Annotated in this window: 17 protein-coding genes; 7 read left to right on the forward strand and 10 right to left on the reverse strand. The window is 64.0% G+C overall.

The features are described from left to right. Positions 1 to 32: 32 nt before the first annotated feature. The 6 genes from PGP17_RS08825 to PGP17_RS08850 all read right to left on the reverse strand — a co-directional run bounded on the left by PGP17_RS08825 (position 33) and on the right by PGP17_RS08850 (position 5561). Positions 33 to 551: a CarD family transcriptional regulator gene (locus PGP17_RS08825; RefSeq protein ID WP_135944538.1), complete on the reverse strand. Its 519-nt coding sequence runs from the start codon at positions 549 to 551 to the stop codon at positions 33 to 35. A gap of 246 nt (positions 552 to 797) precedes the next feature. After that, complete coding sequence (gene fdxA, locus PGP17_RS08830) at positions 798 to 1136, reverse strand: ferredoxin FdxA (protein ID WP_135944536.1); 339 nt, start codon at positions 1134 to 1136, stop codon at positions 798 to 800. 70 nt (positions 1137 to 1206) lie between these two features. After that, the gene (locus tag PGP17_RS08835; RefSeq protein ID WP_270375054.1) at positions 1207 to 1653 is read right to left on the reverse strand and encodes a tellurite resistance TerB family protein; all 447 of its coding nucleotides are present in this window, start codon (positions 1651 to 1653) and stop codon (positions 1207 to 1209) included. 13 nt (positions 1654 to 1666) lie between these two features. Continuing rightward, a complete protein-coding gene (locus PGP17_RS08840; RefSeq protein ID WP_270375055.1) occupies positions 1667 to 1969 on the reverse strand; it encodes a S4 domain-containing protein in 303 nt (100 codons plus the stop codon). Continuing rightward, positions 1966 to 4665, reverse strand: a complete 2700-nt coding sequence (locus tag PGP17_RS08845; protein WP_270375056.1) for a helicase-related protein — start codon at positions 4663 to 4665, stop codon at positions 1966 to 1968. Before PGP17_RS08845 ends, PGP17_RS08840 begins: the two co-directional genes overlap by 4 nt. A gap of 95 nt (positions 4666 to 4760) precedes the next feature. Next, positions 4761 to 5561 (reverse strand): DUF3108 domain-containing protein, encoded by an 801-nt coding sequence (locus tag PGP17_RS08850; protein ID WP_270375057.1) that lies wholly within the window; start codon positions 5559 to 5561, stop codon positions 4761 to 4763. 197 nt (positions 5562 to 5758) lie between these two features. On the opposite strand from PGP17_RS08850, the gene rpmB reads away from it, so the two are divergent. The 4 genes from rpmB to PGP17_RS08870 all read left to right on the forward strand — a co-directional run bounded on the left by rpmB (position 5759) and on the right by PGP17_RS08870 (position 10974). Further along, positions 5759 to 6049, forward strand: coding sequence for a 50S ribosomal protein L28 (rpmB, locus tag PGP17_RS08855; RefSeq protein ID WP_135944526.1), 291 nt, complete (start codon positions 5759 to 5761; stop codon positions 6047 to 6049). A gap of 118 nt (positions 6050 to 6167) precedes the next feature. Then, positions 6168 to 7859: an amidohydrolase gene (locus tag PGP17_RS08860; RefSeq protein WP_270375058.1), complete on the forward strand. Its 1692-nt coding sequence runs from the start codon at positions 6168 to 6170 to the stop codon at positions 7857 to 7859. Between the two features lie 7 nt (positions 7860 to 7866). After that, positions 7867 to 8922, forward strand: coding sequence for a histone deacetylase family protein (locus PGP17_RS08865; RefSeq protein ID WP_270375059.1), 1056 nt, complete (start codon positions 7867 to 7869; stop codon positions 8920 to 8922). A gap of 576 nt (positions 8923 to 9498) precedes the next feature. Then, positions 9499 to 10974, forward strand: a complete 1476-nt coding sequence (locus PGP17_RS08870) for a sodium/proline symporter (RefSeq protein ID WP_270375060.1) — start codon at positions 9499 to 9501, stop codon at positions 10972 to 10974. 385 nt (positions 10975 to 11359) lie between these two features. Here the strand turns inward: PGP17_RS08870 and PGP17_RS08875 are convergent, their stop codons facing one another. From PGP17_RS08875 to bfr, 3 genes are all read right to left on the reverse strand, one after another. Continuing rightward, positions 11360 to 11881, reverse strand: a complete 522-nt coding sequence (locus PGP17_RS08875) for a DUF3299 domain-containing protein (RefSeq protein ID WP_270375061.1) — start codon at positions 11879 to 11881, stop codon at positions 11360 to 11362. Positions 11882 to 11928: 47 nt separating this feature from the next. Next, entirely contained in the window at positions 11929 to 12723 is a 795-nt protein-coding gene (locus tag PGP17_RS08880; RefSeq protein WP_270375062.1) for a ZIP family metal transporter, read from the reverse strand. Positions 12724 to 12860: 137 nt separating this feature from the next. Then, the gene (gene bfr / locus PGP17_RS08885; protein ID WP_270375063.1) at positions 12861 to 13340 is read right to left on the reverse strand and encodes a bacterioferritin; all 480 of its coding nucleotides are present in this window, start codon (positions 13338 to 13340) and stop codon (positions 12861 to 12863) included. Between the two features lie 134 nt (positions 13341 to 13474). Here bfr and PGP17_RS08890 point away from each other — a divergent pair, with 134 nt between their 5' ends. Then, positions 13475 to 13849, forward strand: coding sequence for a DUF4112 domain-containing protein (locus PGP17_RS08890; RefSeq protein WP_270375064.1), 375 nt, complete (start codon positions 13475 to 13477; stop codon positions 13847 to 13849). Positions 13850 to 13864: 15 nt separating this feature from the next. On the opposite strand, the gene PGP17_RS08895 is transcribed toward PGP17_RS08890, so the two are convergent. Next, positions 13865 to 14056 carry a (2Fe-2S)-binding protein gene (locus PGP17_RS08895; protein ID WP_270375065.1) on the reverse strand — a complete coding sequence of 64 codons (192 nt, stop codon included), beginning with the start codon at positions 14054 to 14056 and terminating at the stop codon, positions 13865 to 13867. Positions 14057 to 14239: 183 nt separating this feature from the next. On the opposite strand from PGP17_RS08895, the gene PGP17_RS08900 reads away from it, so the two are divergent. Continuing rightward, on the forward strand, positions 14240 to 14968 hold the full coding sequence (locus tag PGP17_RS08900) for a M48 family metallopeptidase (protein WP_270375066.1): 729 nt from the start codon (positions 14240 to 14242) through the stop codon (positions 14966 to 14968). Positions 14969 to 15068: 100 nt separating this feature from the next. After that, positions 15069 to 16250 (forward strand): LL-diaminopimelate aminotransferase, encoded by a 1182-nt coding sequence (locus tag PGP17_RS08905; protein WP_270375067.1) that lies wholly within the window; start codon positions 15069 to 15071, stop codon positions 16248 to 16250. The last annotated feature ends 93 nt before the right edge of the window (positions 16251 to 16343 follow it).

Consider the following 16343-nt stretch of genomic DNA (forward strand, 5'->3'; position numbering starts at 1 on the left):
TTTGTATCGGGCCGTGAAAATCTCAAATCAGATCAGGCTGCTTTCGACTGCAGCGTTTCGGACAGGATTTCCATCGCCTTGTCGCGATCGACTTTCTCGACGGCAGCCACTTCGCGCGCCATCCGGTCCAGCGCACTCTCGTAGAGCTGGCGCTCGGAATAGGAGGGCTCGGGCTGATCTTCGTGGCGATACAGGTCACGAACGACTTCGGCGATCGAGATCAGGTCGCCGGAATTGATCTTCGCTTCGTATTCCTGTGCCCGGCGGCTCCACATGGTCCGCTTGACCTTGGCCTTGCCGGTAAGGGTTTTCAGCGCGTCCTTCAGGACAGTGTCGCTGGCGAGCGGACGCATGCCGGAGGCGACGGCTTTCGCGGTCGGGACGCGCAGGGTCATCTTGTCCTGCTCGAACGAAACGACATAGACCTCGATGTCGAAGCCGGCCACGCTTTCCTTTTCCACCCCGATGACGCGGCCTACGCCGTGCGCCGGATAGACGATGTGATCGCCTTTTTTGAACTTCACATTATCGTTGGCTGTTTTCTTGGTCATATACACCCTCTCGTCCATCCCGGTTCGATTGCCGCTCTGACCGCACGCAACACAGCTGTCTCCCGCCCTTGGCAGGAAGGGCGAAAGTAACGCCGTCGAGAAAGCTGTCAGATCAAGAGCAGGTCCGTCTCAGGGTTCCGCACACGCGGGTTCGAAGACGATAAAGCTATCACAACACTGACAATATTTCAAATGTTGCCTGCTTTGCTCGCCTGGACAGGCCGGAAACCGTAAACCGCTGGTTATTCAGCCCTTGGGCGGTTCTGGCGAGAAATACTTCTCGAGCTTCCCGGTCTCGGTCTCGTATTTCTGGTAATCAGGGGGCGGGTCCTTCTTGACCGTGATGTTCGGCCAGGCTTCCGCATACTTGGAATTGAGGGCGAGCCACTTGCCGTCCGGATCATCCTCGGTGTCGGGGACGATCGCTTCCACTGGGCACTCAGGTTCGCACACGCCACAGTCGATGCACTCGTCGGGATGGATGACGAGCATGTTTTCGCCTTCGTAGAAGCAATCCACCGGGCAGACTTCAACACAATCAGTGAATTTGCAGCGAATGCACGCATCGGTGACGATGTAGGTCATCGGCCGGAACGGTCCTTGAACTGGGAGATCGAATTGGGCGCAGCGGACATGAGACCTGCGCTCGCGTTTGTCAATGCTGGCGGGCTTGCGCGCGGTGTCGCGCCTCGCCGCGCTCGCGGTCGGTAATGGCCAGAAGCGGTCCGAGACGGCGCATCAGGGAATCCTCCTCGGATGTGTTCTCGTCGTCGGCCAGGATGACGCACCACAAATCCTCGACGACTTTCAGCCGCTCGTCCTTGGGCAGGTTCTTGACGACACGCGTGAACTTGTGGTGATCCACCGCCGTGTCGGCCAGCGCCTTGGCGCGGTCGAGTTCCTGGCCCGCTTCCTGCGCGCTCAGGTCGAAACCGCTGGCCAGCAGCCGGCGAATGCGCGCTTCCTCGTCCTGGGTGAACACACCGTCCGCCATCGCGGCCTCGACCATCAGGGCGGCGGTGGCCGTCTGGGCCGATAGCGTCTCGTCGGCCGGTTTCTCTGCCGTGTCGCTCGAAAACAGCGACTTGAGGGAATCGAACATCGCGCAAAAATCCTTACATGGTCTGGTCTAGACGTTCATATAGGGCCTGAGCCTCGCGAGCGGGACCCCTGCGGTCAGCCAGATCTTCGACACGCAGGCGCAGCGCGGTCTGCCCGATGACGAAGATCAGGATATCCGCCGGGCGCACCGCGAAGCTGGCTCGCTCGATGCGCTGGATCTGGCCAAAGCGGTCGACGCGCACGTGTCCGGCATCGACAAAGCGGGTCGCCGCGGCTCTCGACTTGAAGAAGCGGGCGCGGAACAGCCAGAGATCGCACCGCTGGCTGCCCGGTTTATCAAGTCCCGCCTCACTCACGCCTTCCCGTCTCCGGTGGCCGGGCTGGATGCCGAGCGCTTGCGGGATCTGGGTTTGCGCGACGTCTTGCCTGGCTCCGCTTCAGAACCGGACCTGGCCGGCTTGGTCTTGGCCTTACGGTCCGACCGGGCCCGGGTTTCGCGCGCTGTCGCGGGCCGGTCGAGATCCAGTTCTGCGAGTTTGGCAAAAGGCGTGTCCGCGACCGGCGCACTTTGCGGCCGCGATCGCGGCGCGCGATCCGGCTTGCGCCGGGGACGACCGGCCCACATTTCGCCCTGGGCTTTCGCCGGATCGGCGCCCTTCTGAACACGCTTGTAGCCCAATGATTTGAGCACGCCGCGCAAGTCCTCGACCGAACAGCCCAAAAGACTGGTCATGGCCGGAGCGGGTTCGAACTGGCGTTTCGGATGAGCCTGACGGGCTTCGCGGATCAGGTCGGCGAGGCGTTCGAGAATGTCGAGGCGTACGGCCAGCGGACCGCAGCGTTGAAATCCGGCCGCCGCATAATCTGCATCGTCGATGCCGGGTTCGGCCGGCAGGGACATGCGTCCGGGCGCGGGCGAGAACGCACCCTGCGCGTCTCCGCGTGCGGTCGCCTTGAGCAGTGTGCTCAGCCGGGCCGGCCCGGGCTTTGTCAATGCGGGCATGAAGACGGCGTGCTCCCCGATGCGCACACCGGCACGGCGAAGCTGGCGCCGCTCCTGCACCGAGAGCTGGTCGATGTCCTCGGCCAGCGCCGTTCGCGGCGCGGCCCCTGCGTTCTCTACCAGGCGAAAGGCAATGCCGCGCGCCAGCCCGCCAAGTGCGCCTGTACTGCCTGCATCGCGCTTGAGCGCCAGAAGCGGGCCCAGCATGCGCTCGGCCTCGGCCGCGGCGAAGCGTTCCAGCCTGCGCTCGGCCCGTGCCTGGGCTTCGGATGCACCCAGCTCGCCGCCGATCAGCACCGCTGCCGGCGCATAAGGATCGGGCGACGGCGCCAGGCGTGCGATGCGTTCGCCCTCCCATTCGATCACGCCGAGATCGGTCAGGGTCAGGGCGGCGTCCTCAGCGCGAGCGAGTGCGCCGAGCCGCCGGTTGACCTCCGGCCGTACGGCTTTGAGGGCCGCGTGAGCGACGGCGCGCTGGGCGAGCGGTCCGCCGGAATGGTCCGGCTTGAAACTGAGACCGGTGAGGCGGCCGACATAATGACCCTCCACCGTCACCTCGCCCTGGGCATCCAGGCCGGATTCCAAGGAATCCTTCTCGCGCAGCCCCTTCATCAGGCTGGTCGTGCGCTTGTCGATGAAGCGCCCCATCAGCCGCTCGTGCAGCGCATCGGAAAGCTGGTCTTCCACCTCGCGCGTGCGTGCGCGCCAGAATTCGGGATCGCGCGTCCAGTCCGGCCGGTTGGCTGCGTAGGACCAGGTGCGCACATGGGCCAGTCGCTGTGAGAGCGTGTCCACGTCCCCCGCCGTTTTGGACACCCGCTCCAGCTGGCCCTCCAGCCAGGCCCCGGGCAGATAGCTGTCTCCGCTGGTGAGATAGTGAAATATGCGCGAGACCAGCCTTGCATGCTCGTCGATCGTCACTTTGCGAAAGTCCGGCGTGCGGCAGACATCCCAGAGCCGCATCAGGTTAGGACGGTTACGAACCCGGTCGCGGACATCACTGTCACGAGCGAGGATATCCAGAACCTGCTCGTCGCTGGCGGTCACAACACGATTGAGAACCGGGTCGGGGCTTGGCCGGTTGAGTGAGTTGCGCAGCGCATCGAGGTTGGAGAAATCCAGTTCTCCATTGCGCCAGGTCAGGCGCCGGACCGGCTCGAATTCGTGGTTCTCGACTGCGTGCACGATCTCGGCATCCAGCGGCCGGGCGTCGGCGGTTTCTCCGAACGTACCATCGGAACGGAAACGGCCGGCCCGCCCGGCGATCTGGCCGATCTCCTGCGGGTAAAGCCGCCGGCGCCGGCGACCGTCGAATTTGGTGTAGCTGGCGAACGCGACGTGATCGACATCCATGTTCAATCCCATGCCGATCGCATCGGTCGCGATCAGATAGTCGACTTCGCCCGACTGGTAGAGTTCGACCTGCGCGTTGCGCGTGCGCGGGCTCAGCGCGCCCATCACGACAGCGGCGCCACCGCGCTGGCGCCGGACCAGCTCGGCAATCGAGTAGACGTCCTCGGCCGAGAAGGCGACGATCGCCGAGCGCCTCGGCAGCTTGGCCAGCTTCTTCGAGCCGGCATAGGTCAGTTCGGAGAAGCGTTCGCGAAAATCGTGCGTGGCCTCGGGCACCAGTCGTTTCAGGATCGGAGCCATCGTGGCAGCCCCCAGAAACATCGTCTCGGCGGTGCCGCGTGCATGCAGCAGGCGATCGGTGAAGATGTGTCCGCGCTCCGGGTCGGCGCACAGCTGAATCTCGTCGATGGCGACGAAGGCCGGGCGCAAATCCATCGGCATGGCCTCGACGGTACACACGAAATAGCGGGCCTTGGGCGGCACGATCTTTTCTTCGCCAGTGACCAGGGCTACGGCGCCTTCGCCCTTGACCTTGACGACCTTGTCGTAAATCTCGCGGGCCAGCAGGCGCAAAGGCAGGCCGATCACGCCCGAGACGTGCGCCATCATGCGCGTCAACGCCAGATGCGTCTTGCCGGTATTGGTCGGGCCGAGCACGGCCGTGATCTGGCCGGGCTCTGTATTGAGGCGAGCCATGGGCGGCCTCCTTGAAGGAACCGGGTCAAGACTAGTCCAGTTGCGCGTCGTGTTCAGCGGCGCGCTGCATCTGGCGCTTCACCGCGGCGTCGAGGCTACCGAACCGAGATCCGTGTGGCCTGGATGTTGATGGATCCGATCTGGGTATTGGCGCGGAAGCGGACCGGCACGTAGATGCCATCATAGTCTGCCAGGTAGATGACGACCGGGCGCCGGGTTTCCTCTTCGCTCGGTCGGTCTCCGGGGTCATAGCCGGAGATGGGCTCCAGATAGGCCTCGCAGACCAGCGCGTCGCCACTCCAGGCCCGCGTGCGGACCCGCTCGGTGCCAGCTTGCTCGAAACGAAGATCATAGCGTGCCTTGCCATCGAAGACGGGCAGGCGTCCGCTGCAGACGCCCGGCGTGTCCACCGGCATGCCCAGGGTAAGACCCAGCATGGCGGAGATGGGGTCGAGCGCGCCGGCGCGCTCTTCATCATCAGCGGGCGGCTCGCCCATCGAACCGAAGGGCGGCTGGACATCCGGCGTCGCGACGGCATCGGGAAAATCGATCCCGACCACGCGTCCCTTGTTGCTGGCATGGTTCACGTGGCTGTAGCGATAGGGCTGAAGGCTCGACCCGATGCGATAGCCGGTCACCCCGGCCTCGATATTGGTGTCGTCGAACCAGCGCAGCAGTCCCGCGCTCTCAAACTGGGCCGAGGCTGAATACGTGCCATCGGGATAGATTGCGTTGACGGCAATCTCGGCCACGGGCAACACCCAGACCGACCCGGAATAGTTCAACGTGATCTCTTCGGGCACGCTGACCGGCGCGGCCGCGTCGGCGGCATGGGCCGGCGCGGTCTGGGCGGCAAGCGCGGCATGAAGCGCTAGGCTGGCGATCGATGCGAACATGGAACTCTCACATATCTGGCCGCGATGCGGCTTCTGCAACTCTTCCATATGGGATAGGTGTGTTGATGGCTGCAACATGAACGTCGCGTGCTTGACTGTATATACGCTCTCCGGTAACACGCCCGCTCTCGCGCCGTGGGGACGCATGTCCACCGCGGCGTTTTGAAGTTTCGTAAGACCGATACAGGAACGAAGCCATGTCGCGCCGCTGCGAACTGACCGGGACGGGCCCGGTGTCCGGGAACAACGTATCCCACGCCAACAACAAGACGAAGCGCCGCTTCCTTCCCAATCTGTGCGAAGTGACGCTGGCGTCCGAGCAGCTCGGCCGGTCTTTCCGTCTGCGCGTTGCCGCCAAGGCGCTGCGCAGCGTCGACCATGCCGGCGGGCTGGACGCCTTCCTGCTGAAGGCCAAGAATGATGTGCTGTCTCCGGCCGCGCTGAAGATCAAGCGTGAGCTGAAAAAGGCCGGCGAAGCCGCCGCCTGAGCTTCCACCGACGATCGTCCCGACCGATTGCGCCCGCTGGCTGAGCCAGCGGGCGTTTTCATTTGCTCCGGACCACGCTAGCGTCCCCGCCAACGATGATCATACCGGGGAGGGCGCAATGCGCTATTGGGGTTTCGGCGCGGCAGCACTGCTTCTGGCGGCCTGCTCGCAAGATACGGCATCTACCGCGCAATCGGCTGATCCAGTCCCGGCCGAGACCGTGATTTCCGGTGGCACTATCTACACCGGGGTGGAGACCGCCCCTCAGGTCGAGCTCGTTGCGGTCAGCGATGGCCGCATCGTTTTTGCCGGAAGCGCCGAGGACGGCTCCGGCTATATCGGTGAAACGACCCGTCAGATCGACCTGGACGGCACCGTCATGTTCCCCGGCTTCACTGATGCGCACGCCCATCTGATGGGGATCGGTCAACGGGAGCGTTCGCTCAATCTTGAAGCCGTCACGTCGATTGCCGATCTGCAAGCCCGTCTGGGGGCCGCCGCGCAGGACAGCGAAGGCCTGATATCCGGGCGGGGCTGGATCGAGACACACTGGCCTGAAGCCCGTTTCCCCGACCGCCAGGACCTGGATGCGGTCGTGAGCGACCGTCCGGTCGTGCTGATGCGCGCCGACGGGCATGCAGTCGTCGTCAACTCAGCCGCGCTGGAGGCGGCCGGTATCAGCTCTCAGAGTGAGGCCCCGCAAGGCGGTGAAATCCTGCGCGATGCCGACGGCGAGCCGACGGGCATGCTGATCGACACCGCCATGGGGCCTGCCATGGCCCTGGTCGGGGAGCCGGATGCCGGCACTCAGCGGGAAATGCTCGAACTCGGCGCCGAGGTGATGGCGTCCTACGGCTGGACCGGCGTTCACGACATGAGCGTCGGCTATGACACGGTTGCCATGATGACATCTCTGGCCGGCTCGGACCGGTTTGCGATCCGCAACTATGTCGCGGCCAATAGCGAAAATTATGACGACGTCGCCGCTCACCTCGACGCGTATTCGGCGGATAGCCGCGTCATCGTCCGGGCGGTGAAGTTCTACGCGGACGGGGCGCTCGGCTCTCGCGGCGCAGCTCTTCTGGAGCCCTATTCGGATGCCCCGGAGTCCCGCGGCCTGATGATCGCGCGTGAGGAGGAAGCGGTGTCGATGATGCAGGCGGCGCTGCGCGACGGTGTGCAGCTGGCCATTCACGCGATCGGTGACCGGGGCAACCGGCTCATCCTCGACTGGATGGAAACGGCCTTCGAAGCCGTCCCGCCAGATGAGCGCGCGATCGCCGATCCGCGCTGGCGTATCGAGCATGCCCAGATCGTAAATCCTCAGGATCTGCCCCGATTTGCGGCGCTTGGCGTCATCCCGTCCATGCAGCCCTCCCACGCCATCGGCGACCTTCATTTCGCGCCTGACAGGCTGGGTGCGGAGCGCCTCCACGGCGCGTATGCCTGGCAGTCGATGATCGATAGCGGAGCCATCGTGGCCGGCGGATCGGACGCTCCGGTGGAACGCGGCGAGGCACGCATCGAGTTTTATGCCTCGGCGGTCCGTCAGGATCTGGACGGCTATTCGGCCGAGGGCTGGCATCGCGAAGAAGCCGTGAGCCGCCAGGATGCGTTGAAGATGTTCACGATCTGGCCGGCCTACGCCTCCTTCCGCGAGGACGAGCTCGGGACGATCGAGGTCGGCAAGCTGGCCGACTTTTCTGTCTTCGATCGTGATCTGATGACGGTGCCTGATGCCGAGCTGCGCGAGGCCCGCCCGGTCATGACGATCGTCGACGGCGAAGTCGTCTGGCAGGCCGGAGACTAGAGGTCGCATGCGCGTTCTCTACAGCCGCGATGTGCTGGCTCATGTCCCGCGCTCTGAAATGAAGCACGGTGGCATGATACCGGCACGCGAAAGTCCGGCGCGCGCCGAGCTGGTCCGCGACGCGCTGGCGGCTCAGGGCAGCTTCGTCTTCGAGGAGCCGTCCAGGGCGGTCCCGTCCGCTCTGGCAAGGGTCCACGATAGCGATTATCTGGCTTTCCTGGAGGGCGCGTGGCCGCGTTGGGAGGCGCATATCGGCGCCGGCAACGGGGGCGAGACGCCCGACGCCTTTCCGCTGATCTTTCCGGTCCGGACGCTTGAAGATGTCAGGCCATCCGTCATCGACGGTGAGTTGTCCTACTATGCCATGGACACCGGGACGCCCTTGACCGCCGGAGCATGGATGGCCTCGCTCGCCTCCGTGACGAGTGCGGCGCAGGCCGCGACCTGTGTGTCTGGCGGGGAGCGGGCGGCTTTCGCCCTGACGCGGCCACCCGGTCACCATGCCGCCGCTGGCAAGTTTGGCGGATACTGTTTCCTCAACACCGCCGCCGTCGCCGGCCAGACCTTGCTGGACTCAGGCGCGCGCAAGGTCGCTGTCCTCGATATCGACTATCATCACGGCAATGGCACGCAGTCGATCTTCTATGAGCGCGGCGACGTGCTGGTGGTCAATATCCACGCCGATCCCGATTACGAATTTCCCTTCTTCCTCGGCAGGGCCGGAGAGACCGGGCGGGGCGCCGGCGAGGGCGCAACGCTGAACCTGCCCCTGGCACGCGGCACGGACTGGAGCGGGTATTCCGCCGCGCTGGGTCAAGCCTGCCGGGCCATCGCGAAATTCGGTGCGCAGGCGCTCGTCGTGTCGTGGGGCTTTGATACGTTCGAGGGCGACCCGCTCTCCACCTTCCAGATCTCGCGCGATGATTTCGCCCGGATGGGCGAGCGGATCGCCGGGCTGGATCTGCCGACGGTCATCGTTCTGGAGGGCGGCTATGCCACGGCGAGCCTCGGTGAGAATGTGCTCGCCGGCCTGGCAGGTTTCGCTGCGGGTGGACGAAGCTAGGCGCCGGGGGTGGCAGAACGGCTCACGGCCTCGCCCCGGGGAGAGGGAGAGGCCGCGAACGCAGGGATCGAGCGAGGGATATCTGAGCCGTGAGGCTTTCGATGAGCAGCGATAGAGGAGGGGGCCTCATGTCTGCGGGCCAGAGGGGGAGGCCGACCCGCATCCTGCTGCTTTTTAGGCGATGACGCCGGACATCGAGGCAAAGATGCCTGCCGTGACGGTAACCACGAGGGCGACGTTGAGCACGACCGCACCCAGGCTCGAACCGGTATTGAAAAAGGACCTGACCATTTCTTGTCTCCATAACGAGTGTTTCGACCAACCGTGGCGCCGGTCCCGGTTTTGGGGAGTGGGCTCTGGCGCCGGTGAGCGGGGCTCTTTCTGGCCGCCGTCTCGAGAATTTATGTAGCAAGGGCGTTATCGGTTTGCAATAAGAATTTATCGAAAAACAATATAAATTTTTGGCAAGGTCACCAATTTACCGGCTAACAGTATGATAGATCGGGACTTTTCTCGGCGCTGGTGAGATGCTCGCGGTCGTCCGAGGAGAGGGCTGCAAAAGGGGAGGCAAGGCAGATGGACACGATTGGCGCTCAAGGCTGGGTCATTCTGGCGACGCTGGCCGCCTATAAGCTGGGGCTGATCGCGATCGGCATCTGGGCGGCGCGGCTGAACCGGGATGAATCCGACTTCTTCCTCGGCGGCCGCGGCCTGGGCCCCTGGGTCGCCGGTCTCTCCTATGCCGCGTCGACCAGCTCGGCCTGGGTCCTGCTCGGCTTTACCGGATTTGTGTACACGGCCGGGGTGTCCGCGCTGTGGATGGTTCCCGGCGTGTGGGCCGGCTATGTCGGGGTCTGGCTCTGGTTTGGCCCGCGCCTGCGTGAAGAGACCGAGCGGCGCGGCCATGTCACCGTGACCGATTTCATGACCGCAGGCACTGGCGCGGCGGCGCGCTCGGTCATCGCGGTTCTGGCCGGCGGCCTCGTCCTGTTTACCTTCGTGTTCTACATCGCGGCCCAGTTCGGCGCGGCCGCCGTCGCGTTCGAAAGCCAGCTCGATTTCGGTCACACCGAAAGCGTCCTCTTTGGCGCGATCGTGATCCTGATCTACGCGCTTTTGGGCGGCTTCTGGGCCGTCTCGCTGACGGACACGCTTCAAGGCGCGGTCATGGCGCTGGTCGCCGTGATCCTGCCCATCGGGGCTTTGATGGCGGCCGGCGGCCCGGGGGGAGTCTGGCAGACGTTGTCAGCGACGATGCCGGATGCATACCTGCACCCGACCGGAGGCCGCAGCCTGGTTCCTTTCCTGGCCTTCGCCTTCGGCATAGCGGCCATCGGGCTGGGCACGCTCGGCCAGCCCCACCTCATGGCCCGCCTGATGGCGGTGAAGGACGAGCGCGCAAGGAAGGCCGGCTTCACAATCGCCATGAGCTGGGGTGTGCTCGTCTTCACCGGCATGGCGAGCCTGGCGCTTTCGGCCCGTGCTCTGCTGGCGCCGCTCGAGGATCCTGAAGCGGTGTTTTACGCGATGGCTACCGCGCTGCTGCCGACCGTGCTGGCGGGCATCGTGATCGCCGCCATTCTCTCGGCGGTCATGTCGACGGTCGATTCCCTCCTCATGGCCGCATCCGCCGCGGCCGCGCACGACCTGCGCCTGACGCGCGTGCTGCCGGGCCGGGAAGTGCTGATCGGGCGTTGCGTTATGGCCCTGATCTGCGGTTTGGCGGTGATTTTGACGCTCACTGTGGACAATACGATTTTCGACCGCGTGCTCTTCTCATGGTCCGCGCTGGGGGCGGCCTTCGGACCGGTCATCGCCGCCCGGGTCTGCAAGGTCGAGCCAGCCGGCGGATCCATCATTGCGGCAATCGTGCTCGGGTTCGGACTGACCGTGATCTTCTACTCGTTCGGCCAGGCCGACCCGGCCACCGCCGGCGAGGGCCTGCGCGGTTTGCTTGTGCGCCTGGCCGCAATTCCCGGCGACCCTTTCGAGCGGATCGTACCCTGGCTTCTGCCGCTGCTCCTGGTCTTCAGCTGGCGTCAGCGCGCATAAAAAACGGCCGGTCCTGAACAAAGGACCGGCCGAGAGTGGGTCTGCGGTTTGGTGGGACTCGCTTCGGTGTCCGCGCTGGCGCCCATCGCCCCCCTCAGTGCGAAGAGTGTGCCGCGCCGGAACACACGAAGCGAGCCCCGGGTCCGATGACGCAAGTAGCGTGCAATACGTCACCGGGAGACAGGAAGTCAGGCTGCGCGGGGGCCAGGTGCAAGGGGAGCCATGCCGGCCCCCGCGCAGTCGGCCGGAGCGTTTTCGACGGGAAGAAGAACCGCCCCGACGAGTCTCAAGATGAGGTTTGAGCACGGCTATATTATTGCCGTATCAAGGCAATTCTGCCGTGGATGCGGCTTCGCAGCGGCGCGTCCGTTCAGCCGGCGTTCAGCTAGCCGCCTGGCCGGTAGGGGCTGAGAGAGGTCAGTTCCAGCGTGTAGGCCGCGTCGCCAAGATCGTTGTCCTCGCGCCGGGTATGCAGCACGCCCTCGGCGTAAACCGGGTCCCACATACCCTCCAGCTCGACCGCGGCGTCTGTCTCGACATAGACCAGCTGGTTGGGCGGGGGCGGCGGAACATGGATGCACGCGCCGACATAGGGCACGAGCAGAAAGCGGGTCACTTCGCCGGGACCGGTCATGTCGAACGGCAGCACATAACCGGGGATCCGCACGCGTTGCCCGTCGAGGGCATCGACTGTGTTGAATGTCTGGATCTGGGGCATGGAGGAGGTGCCGAAATGGTCAAAGCCGCTTTGGCGTGCCTGCATCTCCATGAGCCGCGAGATGTTTGCCGCCTCGCCGTCTGGCAACAGGTCCGACCAGGTGAGTTCCTGATAGCCGGGCGACTGTGCCTGAACCGGTGCGGCCATAACAGACAGGATTGAAGCGACGATCAGGATCAAACGGGTCATGGCAGGACGGCGAAACCTTGTCGGCAGCTTGGTCGGGCGCCCAAACGCTAGGGCGAGGGCTCAATGAAGGCGATAGTAGGCTTGGCAAGTGGGGCATGAACATGACTTCCACTGCTCTGGAATGTCGTGATCAGCAGACCGGTCAGCGCGCCGGCGACCAGCACCGGGCTGGCCCTGCGCCAGCCGGCCTCTCCGGCATGGGTGAGCAGATGGGTAGCGCCGACATGCAGCATGATTCCGGCGACCAGGGCGAAGAGATTGCCGAGAACTGCGTCCGGCACGGTCGCGGCAACCGGCGCGGCAATGGCCGCCGCGACCAACGTTGTCAGCCCGGCAGCGGCGAAGGCAAACAGAAACGCTCTCGTGTCGCTGAGGCCGGCGCGCTGGAGTAGCACGAAGCAGATGATCGCTTCGGGAAATTCGTGCACCATCAGACCGAGCGACGCTGAAAGGCCGGTGAAAAAGTCCACGGAAAACGTCACCGCATAGACCAGCCCGTCGACCATGGAATGCATGCCGATCGCGAGCACGGGGGCCAAAGCAATTGCCATCCCGGGATGCCCGGCGGCGGTCTTGGCCGGCCAGCTTTCGATCCCGCGCTGGATCGCAAAGCCGACGCCGAAACCGGCCAGGACCCAGACGGGAGCGCGCTCGCTCATCTGCACCGCTTCTGGAACGAGATGAAGGATCGCCATGGCGATGACGAGGCCGGCTGCAAAGGCTGCAAAGAGCGGCTCGTTGGCGCGCGTGAACCGGCTGGCAAACCGGACGCCGAGCAGCGCGATAAGGCTGATCACGGCGGCGCCCACGCCGAATGCGAGAGTGTAGAGAATTGCGGTCACGGCGTTACGATCCGGCCCAGGGTGCGATGGCGGGAGCGCCACGGCTGCGAGACGTTACACTATAACGCTTCTTAGCTGTGTCCAGCTAACGCTTCACAGGCGTAAAGGCAAGGGTCTTCTCGCCCGGAATTGGCCGATCAGTCGTCGCTGGCTTTTATCTGTGTCTGCATGTAGCGCTCGTGACCGATCTGTTCGGCGAGCTCAAGCTCGGTCTCGAGAAAATCGATATGCTCTTCCTCCGATTTGAGGATGTGTTCGAGCAAATCGCGCGAGCCGTAATCGCGCACCTTCTCGCAATACTCGATGGCATCCAGATAGATCGGGTGCGCGCGCCGTTCGGCTTCGAGATCGCATTGCAGACATTCGATCAGGGTTTCCCCGATCATCACCTTGCCGAGATCCTGAACGTTCGGAAGGCCGTCGAAAAACAGAATACGGTCGATCAGCATGTCGGCATGCTTCATCTCGTCGATGGATTCATCGTACTCGATCTTGGCAATGCGCTGAAAACCCCAGTTCCTGAACATGCGCGCATGCAGGAAATACTGGTTCACCGTGGTCAGCTCGAGTTTGAGTGCCTTGTTCAGGTGCTCGATAACGCCAGCATCGCCCTTCATCGACAAAGTCTCCGTCGCTCGCTTCATAGTGTTACATTTGGCGAGCATACGGAAATGTGCAGACGGGCCAAGGCCAAAGCGCTTAAACGCGATGAACCGGGAACAGGCGGGCGTGTCGCGGTGTTGGATTGACCATGGCAAGACCCGATCCCGGCCCGCCGACCCGTCAGCACAATACGCCCGCCGAGCTGCACCGCGCCCGGCAGTGGGCTTACTTGCTCGATTCCCGGTTCAAGATCGCCAATTTCCGCTTCGGGCTCGATGGTATACTCGGGCTGGTTCCGGTCGCTGGCGATGCGGTGACCCTGATCGGCGGAGCGTTCATGCTGTTCACCGCCCATCGTCTGGGCCTGTCCAATTGGACCAAGCTCAAGATTACGTTTTATACCGCAGCTGATGCGGTCTTCGGGTCGATTCCGCTGATCGGTGATCTGTTCGACTTCGCGTTCAAATCGCATTTGAACAGTCTGAATGCGATAGAGAAAGAGATCGAGCGCCGCAAACGCTGAACTCGGGCGACCGGCCTATTCGGCGGCGACCGCCATCGCGTCGGCCTGCACGGCGCTGGCCATGGTGCGCGCCGCTTCTTCAAAGCACTGACCGCAACGAGGCTTGGCTCCGCAAGCCTTGAACGCGCTGGGCACATCGCGCGCTCCGGCTTTCGCAGCGTCCTTGAACTGACGGCATTTCAGAGCATTGCAGAGGCAGACATACATCGCGGGCTCGTCACTGTCGCAAGCGGGTCGGAAACGGCGCCGCAAAAGACTCTGCTTTTGGCAACTCGTTCGCAATTGCATATGTCGCCTTTGCGAACGATTGTCAATCGCTTGTCTCAGAGCCTGGCTCTCGAATGATTTTCAGGGAAGAGAACAGGCGCCCGTCCTGCTAGCCTTCAGTCCATGGAATCGCGCAGCATCATCCTCTCCGGCAGAACCGTCGGCTACACGCTGAAGCGCTCGGCACGGCGGCGCACGATCGGGTTTCGCGTCGGGTCGGACGGGCTGTGCGTGACATTGCCGCGACGGGTCGCGATCCGCGAGGCAGAGTCGGCGCTGCGAGAGAAAAGCGGCTGGATTCTGTCCAAGCTCGACAAGTGGACCGAGCGTGCCTCCATTCCCGAGCTGACTGGTGCCGACGGGGAGAGTGTCGGCTATCTCGGCCGAGCCCTCACGCTTCGTGTGGTGGGGCACAGCCGGGCGCGTACACTCATCGTGCCCGAAGCGAACGCGCTTGTCGTGCACGTCGATAGCGGTCTCTCCGGTTCCTTGCGCGACGCCACGGTCAAGCGTGCTCTGGAACGATGGCGAAGGCGAGCGGCGTTGGAGCTTATGGCGCCGCGCCTGGCCCGTTTTGCCGCAGAGTTGAACAGGCCTGCGCCCGCAGTCAGCATCCGGGTGAACGCCAGCCGCTGGGGCAGTTGTTCGAGCGACGGATCGATCCGCATGAATGCGCGCCTCATCGCCTTTGACGAAGCCCTGGTCGACTATGTCTGCGCGCATGAGGCCTGTCATCTGATCGAAATGAATCATGGGCCTCGCTTCTACGCGCTGCTGGACCGGCTCATGCCCGATCACCGGTCTCGCTCGGCCGCGTTGAAGGCCGCGGTCGCGCCCGGACACGTCTTTTAGGCTTGCCGGCCGCCGCGCCGCACAATTTCTTGCTTCTGCCCCATTGACGACAAAGCCGGCGGCTTCGATAGGCTAATGGTTTGATCGGAGTAGCCTTGAGATGACCGAGTTGACCGCCTTCTACCGTGAACGCCGCCTGCCGCCCTACGTGTTCGCCGAGGTAAACCGGATGAAGCTGGCCTATCGTCATGAGGGCCGCGACATCATCGATTTCGGCATGGGCAATCCCGATCTGGCGCCGGCGCCCCATATCATCGACAAGCTCAAGGAAGCCGCGTCCGATCCGCGCGCTCACCGCTACTCGGCGAGCCAGGGTATTCCCGCGCTCAGAAAGGCGCTGGCGCGCTATTACGCGCGACGGTTCGACGTGTCGCTGAATCCGGACCGGGAAGTCTGTGTCACACTCGGGTCGAAGGAAGGCCTCGCCAACCTGGCCCAGGCCGTCACGGCGCCCGGCGACGTGATCCTGGTGCCCGATCCCTCCTATCCGATCCACATGTTCGGCTTCATCATCGCCGGCGCGGCCGTGCGTCCGGTCGCGTTCGAGAACCCGGAAAATTTCCTGCGTGAAGCCGCCCATGCCTGCCGGCGCTCCATTCCTGCGCCCTCCGCGCTGGTGCTGAACTTTCCGTCCAACCCGACGGCCCAGGTTGTGGATCTCGATTTCTATCGCGAGGCCGTCAAGCTGGCCAAGGCGAACGACCTGGTCCTCATCTCCGATCTGGCCTATTCGGAGATCTGGTTCGAGGGCGACCCGCCGCCCTCCATCCTGCAGGTGCCCGGTGCGCGCGATGTCGCCGTCGAGTTCACCTCGATGTCCAAGACCTATTCCATGCCCGGCTGGCGGATCGGCTTCGCGGCCGGGTCGGCGCGTCTCGTCGATGCGCTCAAACGGGTCAAGTCCTATCTCGACTACGGCGCCTTCACCCCGGTTCAGGTGGCCGCCATCGCAGCGCTCGACGGGCCTCAGGACCATGTGGAAAAGGCGCGCGGCATCTATCGCGTGCGCCGCGATGTGCTGGTGGAGAGCTTTACCCGCGCCGGTTTCCCGATTCCCGCGCCGCCGGCAACGATGTTCGCCTGGACACCGATTCCCGAACGCTTTGCCGATCTCGGCTCGGTCGAGTTTTCCAAGCTCCTGCTTGAGAAAACCGGCGTTGCCGTCGCGCCCGGCCTGGGTTTCGGCGAACGCGGCGACACCCATGTCCGCCTGGCCCTCGTCGAGAATGAACAGCGGATCCGCCAGGCCGCCCGCCAGCTCAAGCCCTTCTTTTCGGCCTGACAGGAGGGTGGCGTTAACCGCGCGTTTACCAATAACTCATTGTTAATTAATGACTTTTTCAGTCGATTGGCGTATGGAATGCAGTGATCCCGG

The sequence above is a fragment of the Marinicauda sp. Alg238-R41 genome (genome assembly GCF_947331485.1).
GTDB lineage: Bacteria > Pseudomonadota > Alphaproteobacteria > Caulobacterales > Maricaulaceae > Marinicauda > Marinicauda pacifica.